11 protein-coding genes are annotated in these 23674 nt (G+C 41.1%); 8 read left to right on the forward strand and 3 right to left on the reverse strand.

The genetic code is table 11. The features are described 5' to 3' along the window. The first annotated feature begins 15 nt into the window (after positions 1–15). From HMPREF9010_RS19285 to HMPREF9010_RS19275, 4 genes are read left to right on the forward strand one after another with little or no spacing between them, the layout of a single operon-like run. Entirely contained in the window at positions 16–1761 is a 1746-nt protein-coding gene (locus tag HMPREF9010_RS19285) for a RagB/SusD family nutrient uptake outer membrane protein (protein ID WP_008647441.1), read from the forward strand. A 29-nt stretch (positions 1762–1790) separates the two neighbouring features. Continuing rightward, complete coding sequence (locus HMPREF9010_RS19280; protein ID WP_032852467.1) at positions 1791–2684, forward strand: endonuclease/exonuclease/phosphatase family protein; 894 nt, start codon at positions 1791–1793, stop codon at positions 2682–2684. A 16-nt stretch (positions 2685–2700) separates the two neighbouring features. Next, positions 2701–4863 (forward strand): hypothetical protein, encoded by a 2163-nt coding sequence (locus HMPREF9010_RS0124095; RefSeq protein ID WP_032852468.1) that lies wholly within the window; start codon positions 2701–2703, stop codon positions 4861–4863. A gap of 23 nt (positions 4864–4886) precedes the next feature. After that, positions 4887–5636 (forward strand): endonuclease/exonuclease/phosphatase family protein, encoded by a 750-nt coding sequence (locus HMPREF9010_RS19275; RefSeq protein WP_232284318.1) that lies wholly within the window; start codon positions 4887–4889, stop codon positions 5634–5636. 645 nt (positions 5637–6281) lie between these two features. On the opposite strand, the gene HMPREF9010_RS19270 is transcribed toward HMPREF9010_RS19275, so the two are convergent. Next, on the reverse strand, positions 6282–8714 hold the full coding sequence (locus HMPREF9010_RS19270) for an ATP-binding protein (RefSeq protein WP_008647444.1): 2433 nt from the start codon (positions 8712–8714) through the stop codon (positions 6282–6284). 216 nt (positions 8715–8930) lie between these two features. Between HMPREF9010_RS19270 and HMPREF9010_RS19265 the strand changes: the two genes are divergently transcribed. From HMPREF9010_RS19265 to HMPREF9010_RS19255, 3 genes are all read left to right on the forward strand, one after another. Beyond that, positions 8931–11630, forward strand: a complete 2700-nt coding sequence (locus tag HMPREF9010_RS19265) for a hypothetical protein (protein ID WP_008647446.1) — start codon at positions 8931–8933, stop codon at positions 11628–11630. A gap of 202 nt (positions 11631–11832) precedes the next feature. Then, positions 11833–16032: a malectin domain-containing carbohydrate-binding protein gene (locus HMPREF9010_RS19260; protein WP_008647448.1), complete on the forward strand. Its 4200-nt coding sequence runs from the start codon at positions 11833–11835 to the stop codon at positions 16030–16032. A 214-nt stretch (positions 16033–16246) separates the two neighbouring features. Beyond that, complete coding sequence (locus HMPREF9010_RS19255) at positions 16247–17092, forward strand: helix-turn-helix domain-containing protein (protein WP_008647450.1); 846 nt, start codon at positions 16247–16249, stop codon at positions 17090–17092. Here HMPREF9010_RS19255 and HMPREF9010_RS19250 read toward each other — a convergent pair. After that, positions 17089–18591 carry an ATP-binding protein gene (locus HMPREF9010_RS19250; protein ID WP_008647452.1) on the reverse strand — a complete coding sequence of 501 codons (1503 nt, stop codon included), beginning with the start codon at positions 18589–18591 and terminating at the stop codon, positions 17089–17091. The genes HMPREF9010_RS19255 and HMPREF9010_RS19250 overlap by 4 nt on opposite strands. 172 nt (positions 18592–18763) lie before the next feature. Continuing rightward, complete coding sequence (locus HMPREF9010_RS19245; RefSeq protein WP_050428252.1) at positions 18764–20293, reverse strand: TlpA disulfide reductase family protein; 1530 nt, start codon at positions 20291–20293, stop codon at positions 18764–18766. Positions 20294–20419: 126 nt separating this feature from the next. On the opposite strand from HMPREF9010_RS19245, the gene HMPREF9010_RS19240 reads away from it, so the two are divergent. Then, on the forward strand, positions 20420–23674 hold the full coding sequence (locus HMPREF9010_RS19240; RefSeq protein ID WP_083792317.1) for a glycoside hydrolase family 2 TIM barrel-domain containing protein: 3255 nt from the start codon (positions 20420–20422) through the stop codon (positions 23672–23674).

The following is a 23674-nucleotide window of genomic DNA, read 5'->3' on the forward strand; positions in this document are numbered from 1 at the left end:
TAAAGAAAATATAGTATGAAAATAATGAAATATACATTGTGGGCGGCTGTTGGTCTGTCGTTGTTATTTGCTTCTTGTGAAAGCATATTGGATATCAATCCGAAAGATCGCTTGACGACTAAGGATTATTTTACGAATGAAGAGCAATTACAGTTGTACAGTAACCAGTTCTATTCAAACAATTTTCCGGGTGACGGTGATATTTATAGGGACGATGCTGATATGCTGATTGTATCTCCTTTAAGCGATGAAGTGAGTGGGCAGCGTGTTATTCCGGAAACGGGTGGAGGATGGAGTTGGAGTGCACTGCGATCAATTAATTTTTTATTGGATAATCTGGGAAACTGTAAAGACCAGAAAGTGCGCGACAAATATGAAGCCCTGGCACGCTTCTTCCGTGCTTATTTCTATTTTGAAAAGGTGAAACGTTTTGGAGATGTACCTTGGTACGATAAAGTACTCGGCTCGGATGATGCTGATTTATACAAAGCCAGGGATTCACGAGAATTTGTGATGGGAAAGATAATGGAAGATCTTAATTTTGCCATAGAGGTTTTTAAAGAAACCAACCGGACAAAAGAACTTTATCGTGTAACCTGGTGGACTGCCCAGGCATTAAAGTCACGTGTAGGATTATTTGAAGGTACTTATCGTAAATACCATGGATTGGGTGATTATGAGAAATACTTGAATGACTGTGTAAGTGCCTCTAATGAAATTATGACTGCTTCCGGAGGATATTCATTGTATCAATCCGGCTCACAGTCCTATCGTAATCTCTTTAAATCCGAGAATGCGATTGATGCGGAAATCATATTGGCAAGGGATTATAATAATGATTTGAGTTTGGTTCATAAAGTACAAGCTTTTGAGAATTCTCCGACATTAGGCCGCCCCGGACTTTCGAAAAAACTGGTCAATTATTATTTAATGAAGAACGGCAACCGTTTCACCGACCAGCCCAATTATGCAACAATGGAGTTCAAGGATGAAATAGTCAATCGTGATCCGCGTTTAGCGCAAACAATCCGTACTTCAAATATAAATATGAATGTCACGATGACCGGATACCACCTGCTGAAATATGCAAATGATAATATGAGCTATACAGGTGATTCAAGCAATGACCTTCCTCTGTTCAGATTGGCAGAAGTTTATTTGAACTATGCCGAAGCAAAGGCAGAATTAGGCACACTGACGCAAACTGATATCGACAATACGATAAACAAATTGCGGGCACGTGCAGGAGTAACGGGAAAACTGAATATGAACGCAGCAAACCTTGCTCCGGACCCTTATATGTGTGCTCCGGAAACCGGTTATGTGAATGTCACAGGAGATAATAAAGGGGTGATTCTGGAAATCCGCCGGGAACGTGCGATAGAGCTGGTCATGGAAGGCTTCCGTTATTATGATTTGATGCGCTGGAAAGAGGGGCAATGTATGTCCCAATCCTTTAAAGGGTTTTATCTTCCTGCTACAGCTATCAACAAAGCGTACGATATTGATGGAGACGGAACAAATGATGTCTGTTTCTACACCACATCTTCGCAACCCAATGTTGGAAGTGTGACGTATGTAAAATTGGCTTCCGATGGAAGTGGCACCTCATTGTCAGAAGGTAATTATGGCAATTTGTTGTGCTATAGCTGGATCGACCGTACCTGGAATGAGAACCGTGATTATCTGTATCCGGTACCAAGACAGGAAATAACACTATCTGACGGTGTTGTAACCCAAAATCCGGGATGGAATGAATAACAAGTATAAAAGATATAAATAATAGATTTATGAAAAAGATAGTAATATATACATTGATTTCCTTCATATTCTCTGTTTTTGCCAGCAGTTGTGAAGATAATAAAGACAATTCATTATACTATCCTGATTTCACGTGGGATACAGGAGATAGCGAGGAAGACGAAGACCCCGTAACTGAAACGTCCATGCGTGTAGCAACTTATAACTTACAGGTGGAGACTGGTACAGGATGGACTAACCGACGGGAACGTGTGGCACAATTAATCAAAGACTACGATTTTGAGATTTGTGGATTCGAAGAAGCCAGTTGGGAACAACGTTCCTACTTAGGAACTCAACTTGCGAGTGATTATCAGATTCTCGCTTATGGTCGTGACACTGGAAATGACGATAACAAGGCAGGAGAGATGAGTGGCATTTTATATAAGAAGAGCCGCTACACATTACTGGATGCCGGACGTTTCTGGTTTTCCGGAACTCCGGACATTCCTTCCAACGGATGGGATGAAACAAATTTCAAACGTTTCTGTGTATGGGGAAAATTCAAGGATAGCAAGACTCAAAAAGAATTTTATCTTTTTGAAACTCACATGCCTTTGGCTGATAATGCTAGAAAACATGCATGCCAAATGCTGGTGGATGCAGTTTCCGATAAAGCAAAAGACAATACTCCCGCATTTTGTACCGGCGACTTTAATGCTACTCCTGATGCTCCCGAAATAGCCACTACGATTTGCCAAAGTGGTATATTAAAAGATGCATATCGGGAAGCGGCCGTTCAGCATGGAGCTCTCTTTACATTTCCTTCTAAAAAGACCAGAATTGATTTTATTTTTGTGAAACATGCTACGGTGCTTTCTACCCGCACTATTGTCAGTTCTTTATCCGATCATTATCCTATGGTGATCGTAGTAGAAATCTAAAATAAAAATGAAGATTATGAAAAACAAATTTTATCATATAAGTACATACTCGGTAATGAGATATTGGACCATTTTATGGATGGCTATTTTATCTTTCTCATGCTCTGATTTTAATCCGATGGATTCCTATAGCCGTATTCCGCCGGATAGAAACACAGACATAGATGACGGAGACGAGGGTGACGGAGCAGGCGGGCTTTTTGAAAAAGGTTATGGAACAGTGAACAAGCCCTATCTCGTTATGGATGTGATACAGATTCAGAATATGAGTGAGGCTTTGGTGAAAGGAAAGATGATTTATTTCCAATTGGGAGCTGATATTGATATGAAGTCTATATCTAATTGGGATCCATTGAACCCAACCGGTGACTATTATATCTATTTTGATGGAAATAATCATATTATAAAGAATTTCACCTGTACAGACAAAGCGTATGCCAGTTTTTTCGGTATTTTGGCCGGGACTTGTAAAAATGTCGGTTTCTATAATGCCCATGTAGAAGCAGCTACTAATAGTGGGGCAGGGGTTATCGGCGGTTATATCGGAGTGAAAGCTCCGAACGCTGTAGAGAAGACAGGGCAGGTGGAAAACTGTTACGTCTCCGGAAAAGTGAAAGGAAAGTATGCTGGTGGAATAGCTTCCCGTATGGGTAGACCGTATGGAGGACAGATTTGTTATATCAAAAACTGTTATTCCACAGCAGAGGTTATATCTACAGGAGATGAATGTGGAGGTATTGTAGGTTCTATGTATGAAAACAGTGAAGTGTCGTATTGCTATTCTACAGGTGTATTAATTGGAGCCAATTCAGTGGGAGGTATTGCTGCACTTCCTTCCGAAGGAGCTAAAATTACGTCCTGTGTTGCTTGGAACTGGAAAATAACAGGTCCTGCTGCCAGATCTGGACGTATCAGTGGAGTTTTGTCTCAAGGTGAAAATGGACATCAGGCGGATCCCGTCGCATCTGAATGTTATGCATGGGAGGATATGATTTGTACAGGATTTACTCCGGAGGATAATGCAGGTTCCGTTTCGACAGGAAAATATGATGGAGTGAGTGAAAGTGCTCTGACTTTGCAGAATAGCATTGCTAATTGGGGGACCCCATGGCATAATGTTGGGAATATAGATATGGGATTCCCTATTTTAGAGTGGCAATTGGATAGAGAAGATTATGCTAGTTATGGAGGACATGACAACGAACCGGAAGGAGATTTTGCCAATGGAGACGGAACTCAAAATAATCCTTATGTGATTGCTAATGCTATCCATATTCAGAATATGAGCAAAGCCCTCATTGAAAAACAAACGACTTATTTTGTCTTGAGTGCGGATATTGATATGCAGGGGATCAAGTGGGCACCTCTAAATGATGCTAATGGTTACCATAAATGGATTGATTTCGATGGACGCAATCATGTAATTAAAAACCTTACTTGTGAGTCAGGCACATATAGAAGCTTCTTCGGGGTATTGTGTGGAGAATGTAGAAATGTGGGATTTGTGGATGCAAATATCTCATCTCCGAATACTGGTATTGGCATCATAGCCGGTTATGTAGGATTGGCTGCCGGTGCAGAGAATTATACTGGAAAGATAACAAACTGCTATACTACCGGAGTACTGAAGGGGTCGGGAGCAGCAGGTGGAATTGGCGGTGTACTTGGTGGTTCGGGATATATCAAAAATTGCTATTCCAGTGCTACTGTTATTGATCAAATTGCTAACAATGCAGGTAAAGCCGGTGGAATCATCGGAAGGGTGAATGGCAATACCAGTGGAAGCAGTATTGAAAACTGTTATACTAGTGGTGATATCAATGCCATAGGTGGAGGAAATGCCGGAGGTATAGTCGGCAAAGTGGATGGCGGTAAACTAGTCATAAAAAATTGTATTGCTTGGAATAGTATGTTGGTTAGTACCGATAAAGCAAAGGTGGGACGTATAGTCGGAGGTACTGCCAATGCTACTTATGAAAACTGCTATGCTTATGACGGTATGATTTTGAAAGCAGGAGAGGCTACATTTACCGTTTCAGATGAGACATCACCGTCCGGTAGTAGTTTCCAGGGAGTAGCTAAATCTGCTAACGAGCTGAAAAACACTGTCATAAACTGGGATTCTTCTCTTTGGAAAGAAGGAGGCAACGGCTACCCGGTATTTAAATGGAGTAAATAAATTGATATTTAATGATTTGTAATATGAAGTGTTCTATAAATAAGAAATATTATTTTCTACTTTTGATTTTACTTTTTGCCGGAGGTCTTCCGGCAAAATCTTCCAACTTAGACAAAACGAAACCGGAAGATATTATTCGCCTTGCATCTTATAACATCCGTACCAAAGGAGACAAGGGGGATAAGGCTTGGGAAGTCCGTCTGAACGCATTGGTAGATGTTGTGCGACGGAATAAGTTCGATATGTTTGCCATACAGGAAGGACGTACCTCTCAATTAAAAGATATGATGATTCTGAACGAATATTCTTATATCGGTCGTGATCGTGACGGGGATAATAAAGGAGAACATTGTGCCATTTACTATAAAAAAGATCGCTTTAAGGTGTTGAAACATGGTGATTTCTGGTATTCGGAAACTCCGGATATACCTTCTTATGGTTGGGGAGCACGTTGTCGCCGGATTTGCACTTGGGGATATTTTAAAGACCTCCGGTCCGGGAAGAAATTCTATGTATTTAATTCGCATACGGATCATGAAGCAACAGAAGCAAGACGGCAATCTTCGTTCATGTTGTTGGAACAGGTAAGGAAAATCGCTAAAGGCAGACCAACCTTTTGCACCGGTGATTTTAATGCCACTCCGGACGAAGAACCGGTACAACTTCTCCTGAAAGATAGTTTATTACTGGATTCATATAAATGTACTTTGACGCCTCCTAAAGGACCGTCCGGTAGTTTTTATGCCTATGACAAAACTGGAAAAACAAGCTAAGCGCATAGATTTTATTTTTGTGACTCCAAAAATAAAAATACTTTCTTATCACACCATTGATGATGATATAAAGTATAATAAGTACTCTTCAGATCATTTTCCTGTAATGGTGGAAGCGCTACTGAAATGAGAAAAGGAATAAACATTTGAATAGTTATAAAAAACAAGTTGTAAAGGTCGTTCATTACTATAAGTGTATAGATATATTTGTATATATCGCATTGGTGTTGTTTCGGCCTTTACACTGTTTTCTTTTTCTCATACAAGATGCTAATAAACTCATAGAACGTTTATAATAAAAAGTGAAATAGTTTATTATAAACGTCTCTTGTATTTATTATAAACGACATTCATAGAAATTCGTCAAACGGCACTGAATATATTAAACAAAACGGGGTGAAATTAGCAAAAATTTCACCCCGTTTTTACTCTTTCAGACATATATTTATGTATCTGAAAAACTACTTTATGTATCTATTTTTGTATATATCATTTTGATGTTAGCTAATTGGTTATTGCAAATATAGAAAATAAAAAGGGCAAAGTCAATAGTTCTATTCATTTAGAATCCACAAACTGCCCGAATATATTGATCATATTAATATTGAGAAACCAAACATGCGGACAACTCTTTTTATAGTCAGTCTAGTCAGCAGCATGGTACGGATGTGTAAACCAGAAGCAGGAACCTATTCCTTCGGTCGAATCCACGCCAATTTCTCCTCCCATTTGGGAAACAATGCTTTTGCAGATAGAAAGTCCAAGTCCTGTACCCTGAACAAAGGTATTGAGCTTCACAAAACGTTCAAATACGCTCTTTTGCTTTTCTTCCGGTATTCCCATTCCGGTGTCGCGCACATAGAATTTTATTTTCTGATGGGATACTTGTTCATATCCCAGGGTGATACTGCCTTGCTGGGTGAACTTTAACGCGTTATTTATAAAGTTACTGATTACTTGGGTGAATCTGTTTTTATCCGTATAGATATAACATTCCGGGAATGGTTCCTCAAAAATCAATTCAACACCTTTACTCACTTTCATACTCATTGATTTGATGATTTCAGCACACGTCTCATTTACATCCACATTGGTATATACAAAATTAAATGTTCCCGCTTCGATTTTCGAAAGATCGAGAATGTCCGATATCAGTTGCAAGAGAAGTTCATTATTCTCTTGCACAATCTTGATATATTCCTGCCGTTCGTTTCTGCTGTCCGTTTCTGCCAGAAGACTGGAAAAACCGACAATAGCATTGAGAGGAGTACGGATCTCATGACTCATGTTAGCTAGGAAAGCCGACTTCAGACGATCCAGTTCTTCCGCTTTATCGCGGGCAATAATCAATTTCTGTTCAGTTTCTTTCAAAGGCGTGATGTCATAATTGATACACAACATCTCAATAATGCCGTCTTGCGGACGATAATCTCTGACCATTACGTTAATGCTGGTCCATGTATATTTGCCATTCTCCCTGCATACACGAACTTCTTTACGCAAACTGGTTGCCTTTCCCGTTTTCACTTCACCTACAAAGTTTTTCAGAACAGCCTGATCTTCAGGAACCACATGTGCATATACTCCGATAACCTGTGGCATGGGAATACCTTCTTTCTCTCCCAAATTCCTGTACCATGTATCTTGGGCATATCCGTCTCTTGTCAATACATTGAAATGAGCAAATCCTACCTTGGCGTAATCACCGATTAGAAGAAACAGATTCTCAAATTCCTGTATCTTGGTGTATGCATTGGTCGTTTCCGTCATATCTATGTTGATAAACAGATAGTTGATAAACTGATTTTGAGAATCATAGAGAGCAGTAACCTTTGTAGTAAGATTGATAATCCCATTTCTCCGGGTGTTCACATACTGGCTTATTTTTGAGAAATCATAATCAATGGAGAAATCGACATCTTCTTTCGCTCTTAATTTCTCTTTTATTTCTGAAGGAATATTGGGATTATCGAACAAATTAACTCTTAATGCTTCATTCTTGTCAGACAAGCCGAATATTTCAAGCTCTTTATCATTAATATCTACCAGATAACCGTCTTTGTCATAAAGTTCGACGCCAGCCGGAAGATTCTTATAGATGTTTCTCAATATCTTTTCGCTGTTATCCAAAGCAAGACGATCTTCCTTGGCTTGTAACTCCGACTTTCGCAATTCGATGCAAATACTGATAATATTAGCAAGAGAGGAGAAGCATTGATAATCCACATTGCTCCAGCTACGCTGCGTTCTTACCATATCAATTCCCATATAGCCCCATACCTCTTCTTTGGAGATTAGCGGAACTACCATCAGCGACTTGATATCTTGTATCTCCAACGTCTGACGATATTCCGCAGCTTCTTCGGGCATGTCGTCCAGCGTGTTCAGAATGATAGCCCTTCTTTCGGCTATCTGATGGTTCCACCAGGTAGAAGGGTCCCAGGGAATATTGCTCAAGAATTCCTGTTCCTTGGATATTCCTTCGGCGGTAACCTCATAAGTGCAATCCTGGCGTTGTTCTTTTCTGTTTATTTCGAAGATATAGATACGATCGCCCAAAAACTGGTTGAGGAGATCTCCTAATGTCTTGTTAACCACTTGAGTGACATCATCACATTGCAGAAAAGCAAGCAATGAATATGAAATATTAGTTTGTTGGTAAAGCAGATTGCTCACTTGAAAGAAATCAATGTTTTCATTCGTAGTATCGATCGGTCTGTCAATATATTGCAGAAAGCCCGTCATATTCCTATATCCCTCTTTATCGGGCTTTTGGAAATTAATCTTAGAGTACACCCATATTTCCCCGTCTTTTGCCCGGATTGGGAACATTTGTTCGTATGTCTCCAGATAAGAAAGAGACATATATTCATTTTTAAGACGCAGCCGGTGATCTTCACGTATTCTTTGGTGAAATTCGGTGAAACTGATGCGGTTACTTTCAAGGCCGAGTAAGCCAACAATAAAGTCAGAGCAGATATATTCTTTATTTTTCAAATCTGACTCCCACCATCCCATTTTGGCCATTTGTGCTATCTGAACGTATTTTTCATAGTCATAATTTGTTTGTTCTTTCATATTGTTTGCTCTTGTTTTCTGTTTTATATTATAAGCTAGCCGGCAAAGATAAGCATAACTTTTAAATAATGAGGAATTTGCATATCACAGCAGGATGAAAGTGGAAATTTGGTGCTGAAAAGTGGAAAAAGAGACAAATGAGTACAAACAGGGGATTATTTCGTCTTTCTCTTAGTGAAGAAGTGAATTATATAATCTATAATATATATCAGAAGAATGAAAAATACCAGATTATTCATGTTTGCGGCATGCACACTTTTTTTGGCAGCGTGTGGCAGGCAAACCGTGAAGATTATGACTCCGCCGGATGCGTCAAATCGTGTTTTGTTTGGTGCGGAGCAGTTACAGACTACCTTGGATAAAGCCGGTTATCAGGTAATGATGCAACAGGGAGACACGACATTCTCCGATCCCGAAATCAAAACGATTCTCTTGACGGAAGTAAATGACACGACGCTCAAGAAAGAAGGTTTTCATATTTCGACGACGGGCAATCTGACCAGAGTGTCCGGCAGGGATGGGAGTGGTGTCATTTACGGATGCCGTGAACTGATTGACCGTGTGAATGATTCGGATGGTAAGTTGAACTTCCCGGAGGAACTGAAAGACGGTCCTGAAATGGTATTGCGTGGCGCATGTGTAGGATTACAGAAGATGACTTACCTGCCGGGACATGGTGTGTACGAATATCCGTATACGCCGGAAAGTTTCCCCTGGTTTTATGATAAAGAGCAGTGGATTAAATACTTGGATATGCTGGTTGCCAACCGCATGAATTCGCTGTATCTTTGGAATGGCCATCCGTTTGCGTCATTGGTGAAACTGGAAGATTATCCGTTTGCACTGGAAGTAGATGAAGAAACCTTCAAAATGAACGAAGAAATGTTCTCTTTCCTCACGGAAGAAGCAGACAAACGCGGTATCTTTGTCATACAGATGTTTTATAATATCATTCTTTCCAAACCTTTTGCTGAACATTACGGACTGAAAACACAGGACCGTAACCGTCCTATTACTCCTCTGATTGCCGATTATACACGCAAGAGTATTACCGCTTTCATTGAAAAGTATCCTAATGTAGGATTACTTGTTTGTCTGGGTGAAGCGATGTGTACAGTGGAGGACGATGTGGAATGGTTTACCAAAACAATAATTCCGGGAGTGAAAGACGGATTACAGGCATTGGGACGTACGGATGAACCGCCTCTTTTGTTGCGTGCGCACGACACGGACTGCAAACTGGTGATGGACGCTGCCTTGCCGCTCTATAAGAATCTTTATACGATGCATAAGTACAATGGTGAATCGTTGACTACCTACGAACCTCGTGGGCCTTGGTCGAAAATTCATACGGATTTGAGTTCGTTGGGTTCCATTCATATCAGTAACGTACATATCCTGGCAAATTTGGAACCGTTCCGCTGGGGTTCTCCGGATTTCGTACAAAAGGCGGTCACTGCCATGCACAATGTACACGGTGCCAATGCGTTGCACCTTTATCCGCAGGCCTCATATTGGGACTGGCCTTATACGGCGGACAAATTACCAAACAATGAACGTGAATTCCAGTTGGATCGCGATTGGATCTGGTATCAGACCTGGGGACGCTATGCGTGGAACTGCCATCGCGACCGTACAGATGAAATGGGTTACTGGGACCATCAGTTGGGCAAGTTCTACGGAACCTCTGACGAAAATGCAAGTAATATCCGTGTAGCATACGAAGAAAGCGGAGAGATTGCTCCGAAGTTGTTACGTCGTTTCGGTATTACAGAGGGAAATCGCCAAACGTTATTACTGGGTATGTTTATGAGTCAGCTTGTCAATCCGTACAAATATACGATCTATCCGGGATTCTATGAAAGTTGCGGACCGGAAGGGGAGAAGCTGATAGAGTATGTAGAAAAAGAATGGAAAAAGCAACCTCATGTAGGTGAAATGCCTTTGGATATTGTTGCTCAAGTAATAGAACATGGAGATAAAGCAGTAGCGGCTATTGATAAAGCAGCAGGTTCCGTCTCTTCAAATAAGGATGAATTTGCACGTTTGCAGAATGATATGCATTGTTATCGTGAATTTGCGTATGCGTTCAACCTGAAAGTGAAAGCTGCCAAACTGGTATTGGATTATCAATGGGGAAAAGAGATTAAGAATCTTGAAGAAGCTATTCCTTTGATGGAACAAAGCTTGGAACACTATCGCAAATTGGTGGAACTGACGGACGAACATTACTTGTATGCCAACAGTATGCAGACTGCCCAACGTCGTATTCCTATCGGTGGAGATGATGGAAAGAATAAGACTTGGAAAGAATTGCTGGTACACTATGAGAAGGAATTGGAAAATTTCAAAGCCAACCTCGCTTTGTTGAAAGAAAAACAGAATGGAAATGCGGTGACTGAAACTGTCGAGATTGCTGCCTGGACTCCTGCAAACGTGAAACTGATTTCTAATTATCCGACAGTGAAAGTGGATGAGGGTATTTCTTTATTTGTGGATGTTCCAGGTAAGATAGAAGCAGTAGCTCCGGAATTGAAAGGAATGAAGGCGCTCCGCTTTAATGGAAATGAGCAGAGAGAGAAAGGCACAAGCATCACTTTCGAAACGGATGCTCCGGTGAAATTGTTAGTCGCTTATTTCAAAGACGACCAGAAAAAGTATGCAAAAGCTCCGAAACTGGAAATCGATGCGTCAGCCAATGATTACGGTCAGGCGGAACCTGTATTGACGAATGCTGTCCGTATCAATGGAATGCCTTTGGCAAATGTGCATGCATATAGTTTTCCGGCTGGAAAGCATACGTTGATGTTACCCAAAGGCTATCTGCAAGTGTTGGGATTCACGGCTGCGGAAACGAAAGTGCGTAATGCTGGGCTTGCCGGGGATGAAGAAACGATGGATTGGTTGTTTTATTAATGAGAATTTATATTTCACCACAGAGGACACGGAGGACACAGAGTTCTTCTCTCTCTTTTCCGCAAGTAAAACAGAGCGATACATACGATTATAAATACGTAAGACTCTTTGTTACTCTATAGTGGATAAAAATAATAAACCTCTGCGTCCTCCGTGTCCTCTGTGGTGAAATATTAAGTATTAAACGATTAGAAAAAGTATCATGAAGAAGTTATTGCTGGCAGTTTTTAGTATAGCCACCACTTTCTCTCTATATGCGCAACGGGAAGTTCCGCAAGAACGAATGGAGCAGATTTACGAGGAAGTAAAGACACCATACAAGTACGGGCTCGCAGTTGCCCCGGCAGACAATTATCATAAGATTGATTGTCCTACCGTTTTTCGCCAGGGAGACAAGTGGCTGATGACTTATGTGGTTTACAACGGTAAAGGTGGAACCGATGGTCGTGGTTACGAAACGTGGATAGCAGAAAGTGATAATTTGCTCGAATGGCGCACTTTGGGACGGGTTCTTTCTTATCGGGATGGAAAATGGGACTGCAATCAGCGTGGCGGATTTCCTGCATTGCCGGATATGGAATGGGGTGGAAGCTATGAGCTTCAGACTTATAAAGGTCGCCATTGGATGACTTATATCGGTGGTGAAGGAACGGGCTACGAAGCTGTAAAAGCTCCGCTTTATGTCGGACTGGCATGGACGAAAGGAGATATTTCTACGGCACATGAATGGGAATCTCTGGACAAACCAATTTTGAGCATCCATGATAAAGATGCCCAATGGTGGGAAAAACTGACTCAATATAAGAGTACCGTTTATTGGGATAAAGATAAAACATTGGGAGCTCCGTTTGTGATGTATTACAACGCGGGCGGGCGTCATCCGGAAACGGATTTAAAGGGCGAACGTATCGGCATTGCGCTTTCCAAAGATATGAAAACATGGAAACGCTACTCCGGAAATCCGGTCTTTGCGCATGAAGCAGATGGAACCATAACAGGAGATGCGCATATCCAAAAGATGGGAGATGTGTATGTGATGTTTTACTTCTCTGCTTTTGAACCTTCGCGTAAATATAAAGCATTCAATACATTTGCCGCCAGCTATGATTTGGTGAACTGGACCGACTGGAAAGGGGCCGACCTGATTATCCCCTCCAAGAACTACGATGAACTGTTTGCTCATAAGAGCTATGTGGTGAAACATGACGGAGTGGTTTATCATTTCTATTGTGCGGTAAACAACGCAGAGCAACGTGGCATTGCCATTGCTACCAGTAAGCCGATGGGACGTTCGGCTGTCCGTTTCCCGAAACCGGAAATCAAGAACCGCCGGCAGATCACTACATTGAATGAGGGTTGGAAAACCTGGATTACAGAGGCAACTCACTTGAAAGGTAATTTTATGATGCCTGCAAAAATAGTGAATATTCCTCATAATTGGGACGATTATTATGGATACCGTCAGTTGACACATGGAAACCTGCATAGAACAGCTATGTATGTGAAAGATTTCACGGCAGATGTAAAATCCGGGAAACGGTATTTCCTTCGTTTTGACGGAGTGGGTACATACGCCACCATTACAGTGAACGGAAAGAATTTCGGTCGCCACCCCATAGGGCGCACCACATTGACTTTGGATGTCACAGATGAATTAAAACAGGGAGTAAATCGCTTGGAAGTGAAAGCCGAGCATCCTGAAATGATCGCCGATATGCCTTGGGTATGCGGGGGATGTTCATCGGAATGGGGATTCAGTGAAGGTTCCCAGCCGTTAGGTATCTTCCGTCCTGTGGTATTGGAAGTTACAGATGAGATTCGCATAGAACCTTTCGGTGTACATATTTGGAATGACGAAAAAGCTGCTAACGTATTTGTTGAAACAGAGATAAAAAATTATAGTAAAACAACAGAAACGGTAGAGTTAGTCAATAAACTAAGCAATGCCGATGGAAAACAAGTTTTCCGTTTGGTTGAGAAAGTTACTTTAGCTCCGGGAGAAATGAAAGTGATTCGCCAGCAGGCTCCTGTTGAGAATCCTGTCTTGTGGAATACGGGAAATCCGTATCTCTATAAATTGGCTAGCATGATTAAGCGTGATACGAAGACGACGGATGAAATTTCGACACCCTTCGGTATTCGTACCATTAGCTGGCCGGTAAAACGAAACGATGGAGACGGACGTTTTTACCTGAATGGGAAGCCCGTGTTTATCAATGGAGTATGCGAGTATGAGCATCAGTTCGGACAAAGCCATGCGTTCAGTAATGAACAGGTTGCCGCAAGGGTAAAACAGATACGTGCAGCCGGTTTCAATGCGTTCCGGGATGCTCATCAGCCCCATCATCTCGATTATCAGAAGTACTGGGATGAAGAGGGGATCTTGTTTTGGACACAATTTTCCGCCCACGTGTGGTATGACACTCCGGAGTTTCGTGAGAACTTTAAAAAGTTGCTTCGCCAATGGGTGAAAGAACGTCGTAATTCTCCGTCAGTGGTGATGTGGGGATTGCAGAATGAAAGCACTTTGCCTCGTGAGTTTGCACAAGAGTGCAGTGACCTTATCCGGGAGATGGACCCGACTGCCAAGACAATGCGTGTCATAACAACCTGTAATGGTGGCGAGGGTACAGACTGGAATGTGATTCAAAATTGGAGTGGTACGTATGGAGGAGATGTGACGAAATACGGCCGTGAACTCTCTCAAGCGAATCAATTATTGAATGGGGAATATGGAGCGTGGAGAAGCATCGGTCTGCATACGGAACCAGGGGATTTTCAAGTGAACGGAGTGTGGAGTGAAGACCGCATGTGTCAGTTGATGGAAACTAAAATTCGTTTGGCAGAAAAGGCAAAAGATAGTGTTTGCGGACAATTCCAGTGGATATACAGCAGTCATGATAATCCCGGACGTCGTCAGCCAGATGAAGCGTATCGCAAAATAGATAAAGTAGGTCCGTTCAATTATAAAGGATTGGTTACTCCATGGGAAGAACCGTTGGATGTATATTATATGTATCGTGCCAACTATGTTCCGGCTGCAAAAGATCCGATGGTTTACCTGGTATCACATACATGGGCCAACCGTTTTGAAAAAGGACGTCGCCGTGCCACTATCGAGGCTTACAGCAATTGTGATTCTGTATTGCTATATAATGATCTGACAAATGAAAAGGCAACCTTCCTCGGACGTAAAAAGAACAACGGAACAGGCACTCATTTTATGTGGGAAAACCGGGATATTCGTTATAATGTGCTTCGTGCTGTAGGATATTATAAAGGTAAACCGGTAGCAGAAGACCTGATCCTATTGAATGGTCTGGAGCAAGCCCCTAACTTCAAACTTCTTTATCAGGATGATAAAAAGATATTGAAAGGAGAGGCAGGATATAATTATCTGTATCGTCTCAACTGTGGAGGGGATGATTATACAGATAGCTTCGGACAGCTCTGGTTGCAGGACAATACGAATTATTCCCGTTCATGGGCGGAGAATTTCAAGGATCTGAATCCTTATCTTGCCAGTCAACGTACCACCAATGATCCGATTCATGGCACTCGTGACTGGACGTTATTCCAACATTTCCGCTTCGGACGTCACCAACTGGAATATCGTTTCCCTGTGGCAGACGGAACATATCGTATTGAACTGTATTTCACAGAGCCGTGGCATGGTACGGGCGGAAGCGCTTCTACCGACTGTGAAGGACTGCGCATATTCGATGTTGCCGTGAATGATTCTGTTGTATTAGATGATTTGGATATTTGGGCTGAAAGTGGTCATGACGGAGTGTGTAAAAAGATAGTATATACCACAGTGAAAGGTGGAATGTTGAAAATTCATTTCCCGGAAGTGAAAGCAGGACAAGCCTTGATTTCAGGCATTGCTATTGCCAGCACAGATCAGGAACTGAAACCGAAGATATTCCCTGCATCCGGTTGGAGCTGGGAAAAGGCGGATAAAGAAGTGATGGAAAAGACTCCGAAAGAGTTGCTTCCGGAAGATAAAAATGCTCGTGTCAGTATATCATACGAAGCGGAAATGGCTGTACTGAAAGGCAAATTCCAAAAGAAAGAACATCGAAAACAGATCGGAGTGTTTTTTGGTAAAGGAAAAGGCAACAGCATTGAATGGAATGTTTCTACCGGGTTGGCACAAGTGTACGCGCTTCGCTTTAAATATATGAACACTACCGGAAAGCCAATACCTGTCTTGATGAAATTCATTGATTCAAAAGGAGTGGTATTGAAAGAGGACATATTGAACTTCCCGGAAACACCGGATAAATGGAAGATGATGAGCACCACTACCGGAACCTTTATCAATGCCGGACATTACAAAGTATTACTTTCGGCAGAAAATATGGACGGTCTGGCATTCGATGCATTGGATGTTCAATAAGTTTTTTAGAAAAACACACATATAAACAGAAAAATAAAAGCGGGACATTAAGAAGTTTGAATATACTTCCGGTGTCCTGCTTTTCATATTTTGATACTTTCTTATAAATAAAATATAGATGTTATTTTTTTAAGATTCGATGTTCTGATTTTAATTATTCGAGGGAGAAACTTCAAATAATCCCTATATTTGAAATCAAAAACAAAATAACACAATGGAGAGTGATTTACCTAATTTTGATTTGCCGTCTGATTATATTGTTGGAGAAGGGTATGGGATAAATTTATTAAAAAGGTATAAAAACTTTCCTTGCAGGGTAAAAGCCGGTTTTTTCATTCTTTGTGTAAAAGGGATAATGCAAACGACAATCAATGGGAATCTTCAAAATATTGGTGAAAATGATTTGATAACCTTACCGCCCGGATATTTTATGGAAATTCTTGATTTTTCACCGGATATTCATATCTATTATGCCGGGTTCTCATCCGAATTCATAGAGGGTATAAATCTAATGAAGTCTACAGAACATCTTCTCCCTATAATTATGGAAAATCCGATAATAAGATTATCTCCATTGCAGGCTTGCAGTTATAAAATGTTCTATGAATCGTCAATTCTTTCGTATGCTTCTCCAAAAACATTGGCAAACAAGGAAATAGTAAAGGCGGTTCTTACCATGTTCCTTCAGGGAGCCACTGAAATTTATAAAATGCAAAATAACTTGTATTTATCTTCCCAGTCAAGAAAGTACGAGATTTATCAGGATTTTTTGCAATTGGTCATGAAATATTATACTAGTCATCACGGAACCTCTTTTTATGCCGAACATCTAGGGCTTAGTTTGCCGCATTTCTGTTCAACAATAAAAAAGGTTGCAGGCAACACTCCTTTGGAAGTCATAGCTTCCATTATTCTGATGGATGCCAAATCCCGGTTGAAGTCAACCAATGAGCCGGTGAAGAATATTGCCTTATCTTTGGGATTTAATAATATCTCTTTCTTCAATAAGTTTTTTAAGCAACATACGGGTGTTACCCCACAGGAATACAGGGGGCATTAAACTTCCACCGGCTGTTTCTCGAGTGGTAATGTAACGGTAAAACGGCTGCCTCTTCCTACTTCCGATACAACAGAAATACTCCCTTGCAGATGTTCTACAATCGTTTTGCAGATAGAGAGTCCCAACCCCGTACCCTGCTTGAAAGTATTGACTTTATAGAAACGGTCGAATATTTCTTTCTGGCATTCTTGGGGAATACCTTCCCCCGTGTCCTCCACAAACAGACAAACTGAATCGTCATTTTCCGGATTAACCATAAAACCAAAATGAATATATCCTTCTTCTGTAAATTTCCGGGCATTATTTATGAAATTGCATATTACTTGTTTCAAGCGTGTAGCGTCAGTAGTTATGTAAATATCATCATCCGGCAAGATTGCTTTTATTTCGATTTCCGGCACATTTTTCACGACCTGCTCTTTCTCTATATCCTTCATTATGGATTTGAGGGAGTAATTGGAATAAGTAAACTTGATAGTGTTTGATTCAATCTTGGACAAATCAAGTATATCGTCAATCAATCGTACTAAATGTTCGCTATTGATGCTGATTAGTCGCACGAAATCGGCACGTTCCTCTTCACTTAACTCATCATAAGTAGAACCTATAACATCAGAAAAGCCGACTATTGCATTCAGCGGCGTACGGATTTCATGACTCATGTTGGCTAAAAATGCCATTTTAAGACGATCGCTTTCTTCTGCTTTTTTACGTGCCTCGATTAAGGTGTTTTCTATGTCTTTATATTCCTGAATACTCAAGCAGATTCCCACTAACCGATAGGGATGACCGGATATGTTTGCAATATAAGTAGACTGCCCTTCAAACCATTCCCAAGTACCATCCCCCCGGCGCAAACGGAATGGAACTGTTTTGTCAAAAGTTGTATTACCACTAAGTTGTACAACAAAGGCGTCAGCCATAGTTTGCCGATCGTCCGGATGAATCATATTCACATATTCCTCCATTGTCAAAGTATTATTCTCTCCGGCTGGAATACCTAAATGTTCAAAATAACGATCATCAAGAGTAAATTCACTACGGCTTATGTCATAATACCAGGGGTATATCCTAGTTCTTTGCAAGGCTGTATTTAATATATATTCTTGTGTCAGTTCCACTGTAATATTACGGAAAAAGAACAAGATGATTTTTTCGCCCTCTTCATTTTCCATTGTAGCAAATTCTCCTCTTATCGGGAATTGTGTATAGTCAACTTGTTCCTGCATAAATGTATGTTCAGGCAGTGAGTATACTTTTTTGCCCTGATGAATTTCTTCCAAAATGGTCGAGAGTATATCTTCTTTCTTATTTAACAGCTTGAATATCTTGTTGGTCGGAAGAGGCATCATCGCATTGACTGACGAATGTACATGGAGTTCCGTAAGAGCTTGCTGATTCAGTTGTATGACTTCTCTATTTATATCCAATATGATAACTCCGTCAGGCAGAATATTCAGCAAATCATCATTGTAGAGTGTTTGTCCGTTCGCTTCCATATTTTGTTATTTTTCGTTCAATGTACAAGATAATAATTAAATTCATAACAAAGAAAGCCATTTTACTGAAGAAAACATTATTTCAACAAACCTTTTGTACCTGTTTATACAGCTATTTTAATTTGCAACACATTGAATGTTAATACGATATTCCTTTTTTAAGATTCGATACTCATTTATTAAGCCTCACTCCGTTTATTTGCCAGTCATTTTTTTCTGTTCCTTCAGTGAAATTGAATGATTGCACAGAAGAAGACAACGGTTCGAATGTGAGTGAAAATTCTGCTTCGCCGCTTTCAGGCAAATAAAAGTGCTCACCGGGTTTAATCCCATCTGCTTTCTTTAAGGTATACGTTTCACCTTTCTCATCTACCAATCTACAATTCGGGCTGACTCGTATCCAGTATTTGGGAATATAATAAGCGTTGAAATGTACGATGGTAGCGGTGTCTGTCAGTACCACTTGCTTGACTTCAAGAATATCGGTATTGGTTGATTCCGACACCGGATAGTTAACGACTTTTGTATTTCCTTGCCATGTAATACTCATTTCATGTTTGACAGCATCCAGATACCTGCGCATTTTTAGTTTCAAACTGCCTTTGCCATAACCCGACCATATTTTCATGATTTTACCTTCGGGAGAGATAAGGACATAGTTGGGAATACCTCGAACTCCATATTTAGCGTATAATCCGGCTGTTTGTTTTAAGTCATTTAAATTCTGCCAGGTCATTTCATGTTTTGCCGAAGCTGCCTTCCACCTGCTTTTCGTATCGGAGCTTAGACTAATGATAGTAAGACGCTCTTTATATTGTTCTTGAATCTCTTTCATCTCTGGTAAAGCCATAATGCAAGGACCGCAACCGCTACTCCAGAAATCAAGCAATATATATTTTCCATTGAAATCAGTCAGATGATGAATCTTTCCATCCAAATCGAAAAGTTCGGTATCTGCCATTTTATCTCCCTCTTTCACAACTGTAGGCGGGAAAAGATTAACTGTAATTTCCTGTCCTGTTATAGAAGTTTTTTGTGCTTCATTCATTCTATTATACAAAGCCAGTGTTTCATCTTTATAAGAGAAATTTGGATTGTACTTCACCGACATGCTCAATTTATATAGCCTGTCCATCCAAATGTTTGATACAGGAAGTTCCTGCATCAGTTTCATTTCACGTTTGCTGATTAAAGCTGAAATACTGTCTTCTTTCGCACGTAGAGCCTTCCGTTCGGCTTCCGGGGCAGAACGCAGACTTCTTGCTTTGATAGACAAACGTTGATACTCATCCCATAAATCGTGTGAATCTTCAATAAACCTATTATATTCTATTTGTTCCTTTACAGGGCTGTCTACTGTCCACGTATGTATCAAGGTATTCGTTCCGGTTACTTTGATTCTTGCATTAGGAGTTGCATAAATCTCCAGCGACATGGAAGGAAAATCATCATTACGGGTACACATTAGAGATAATTTGTCTAAACCATCTTCTCCGGCATTTCGTTTGAAGAAGAAAGTACCGTTTTGTATGGTATCCATGGCTACTGTACTTCCTACATTTCCGTCAAGTAGAAAAAGAGAAACAAGAGTTCCATCCTTTACACCTTCCACTTTACCTTCAATCGTATACTCGTGTTGTGCTTGTGAAACGAGACTGCCTAATAAAAAGAGGCTGCTAAATAGTAGTTTTTTCATCATCATAATATTAGAAGTAATTATACGCCACAAGGTAAAGCTTTTCTTTATAGAGTGTTACTCCTTTTATTGTTCTTTAATATTTCTGTAAAAGAAAGGGGTACAAAATGCCCTTTCGTTCGTCTACTTGATATGAAGAAAAAAGAACGAATGAAAATATATACTTTACTGCTTGGCGCATTGTTTGTAAGTCCTACACAGGCACAAACAATGCATGATTGGGAGAATCATCATGTTCTCCAGATCAATCGTGAACCGGCAAGAGCCGCTTTTACCCCTTTCTCTGTACAGAAAGGAGACGGTTCAATCTCTTTAGACGGAACCTGGAAATTCCGTTGGACTCCCGTTCCCAATGAAAGAGTCATGAATTTCTATCAGACAAATTTTAATGATAAAGATTGGACGGATTTTCCTGTTCCCGCCAATTGGGAAATGAACGGATATGGCACGCCTATCTATGTTTCAGCAGGCTATCCGTTTAAAATAGATCCTCCACGGGTGATGGGAGAACCGAAAACTGACTATACCACGTATAAAGAACGGAACCCGGTAGGGCAATATCGGCGTACCTTTGTCTTGCCGGCCGGATGGGAAGCGAATGGACAGACTTTTCTACGATTTGAGGGCGTAATGAGCGCCTTTTATGTTTGGATTAATGGCGAACGGGTAGGGTATAGCCAAGGCAGTATGGAACCGAGTGAATTTAATGTCACGAAGTATCTGAAATCCGGAGAAAATCAAATTTCACAGGAAGTCTACCGATATAGTGACGGTTCTTATCTGGAAGATCAGGATTTCTGGCGTTTTGGTGGTATTCATCGTAGTATTCATCTGATACATACGCCGGATATTCATGTCCGTGATTATGCGGTACGCACTCTTCCTGCATCTGCTGGTGATTATGAAGACTTTATTTTGCAAATTGATCCGCAATTCAGTGTATATCGAGGGATGACCGGAAAAGGGTATGTCTTACAGGGAGTATTGAAGGATGCTTCAGGCAAAGAAGTTGCCACATTGAAAGGCAATGTGGAAGATATTCTTGATTTGGAGCATAAAGCAAGCCGGATGAATGAATGGTATCCGCAGCGTGGTCCGCGTAAGATGGGACGTTTGTCAGCCATTATAAAATCGCCGGAAAGATGGACGGCAGAAACACCCTATCTTTATAAATTACACTTAACTCTCCAAAATGGAGAAGGAAAAGTCGTAGAACAGATAGAACAGGCCGTGGGCTTCCGCTCTGTAGAAATCAAAAAAGGACAACTGTTAGTGAATGGTAATCCGGTTCGTTTTCGTGGAGTGAACCGCCACGAACATGATCCACGGACGGCACGTGTCATGAGCGAAGAACGGATGCTTCAGGATATTCTGTTAATGAAACAGGCGAATATAAATGCCGTACGCACCAGCCATTACCCCAATGTCAGCCGTTGGTACGAGCTATGCGACAGCTTGGGATTGTACGTGATGGACGAAGCGGATATAGAAGAACACGGATTGCGTGGAACACTCGCAAGTACCCCCGACTGGCATGCAGCATTTATGGACCGTGCGGTCCGTATGGCGGAACGTGATAAGAATTATCCATGTATTGTAATGTGGAGCATGGGAAACGAAAGCGGTTACGGACCGAACTTCGCTGCTATTTCGGCATGGCTGCATGATTTCGATCCCACTCGTCCTGTACACTATGAGGGGGCACAGGGAGTGGACGGAAATCCTGACCCGAAGACGGTCGATGTTATCAGCCGCTTTTATACCCGGGTGAAACAGGAATACTTAAATCCCGGCATTGCAGAGGGAGAGGACAAGGAACGCGCTGAAAATGCACGTTGGGAGCGGTTGCTGGAGATTGCGGAGCGTACCAATGACGACCGTCCGGTAATGACGAGTGAATATGCACATTCCATGGGGAATGCATTAGGAAATTTCAAGGAATATTGGGATGAGATATATAGCAATCCCCGTATGCTGGGTGGTTTTATATGGGATTGGGTAGATCAGGGAATCTACAAGACATTACCCGATGGCCGTACCATGGTGGCTTACGGCGGTGATTTTGACGATAAGCCGAATTTAAAAGCTTTCTGCTTTAATGGATTACTGATGAGTGACCGTGAAACTACGCCTAAATATTGGGAGGTAAAGAAGGTATATGCACCAGTTGAACTGAAAATGGAAAATGGGAAGCTGAAAGTGACGAACCGGAACCATCATATCGATTTATCATCTTATCGCTGCTTATGGACATTGTCTGTGGATGGAAAACAGAAAGAACAAGGAGAAATTACATTGCCGGAAATAGCTCCAGGAGAAAGTGGAACAATAGATTTGCCGACTTTCCGTTCATTGAATCCTCTTTCCGATTGCCAACTGAAAGTAAGCATTGTTTTGAAATCGGATGCTCTTTGGGCAAAGGCAGGACATGAAGTGGCTTGGGAACAATTCTGTTTGCAAAAAGGAGATTTAGCTTCTGCTGATTTAATTAATAAAGGAACGCTTCAAGTGGAAGAGGATGATAAATCTTTATTGATTAGCGGACGTGGTTTTTCTGTTCAGTGGGAAAAGAAAGTGAACGGAAGTATGACCTCCCTTATATATAAGAACAAAGAAATGCTGACTCACTCCGATGATTTTCCGGTTCAGCCTGTCACTCAAGTTTTCCGTGCTCCGACAGATAATGACAAGAGCTTCGGAAACTGGTTGGCTAAAGACTGGAAATTGCATGGAATGGATCATCCGCAGATAAATTTGGAATCTTTCCACCATGAAAAACGTGCAGACGGGGCGGTCATTGTCCGGATTCAAACAAGTAATTTATATAAAGAAGGAAAAGTGGTGACGACTTCTGTCTATACGGTCTTTTCAGATGGAACGATTGATCTGAAAACAACTTTCTTGCCACAAGGAGTTCTTCCTGAAATTCCCCGTTTAGGAATCGCATTCTGTCTGGCGCCTGCTTATGATACATTTACCTGGTATGGCAGAGGACCACAGGATAACTATCCTGACCGCAAAACATCTGCTATGATAGGGCTTTGGAAAGGAAGCGTTGCAGACCAATACGTACATTATCCACGTCCGCAGGACAGTGGAAACAAAGAGGAAGTGCATTATCTTACCTTGACCGACAAACAGAATAAAGGTATTCGTGTTGATGCGGTAGAAAACGCATTTTCTGCATCTGCCCTGCATTACACTGTACAGGACATCTATGAAGAAACTCACGATTGCAATTTAAAACCACGTGCGGAAGTCATTCTTAATATGGATGCTGCCGTACTCGGATTAGGAAACAGTAGTTGCGGACCGGGTGTATTGAAGAAATATGCCATAGAGAAAAAAGAACATACGTTGCATATCCGCATCAGTAGTAAACAATAA

The organism is Bacteroides sp. 3_1_23 (assembly GCF_000162555.1).
GTDB lineage: Bacteria > Bacteroidota > Bacteroidia > Bacteroidales > Bacteroidaceae > Bacteroides > Bacteroides ovatus.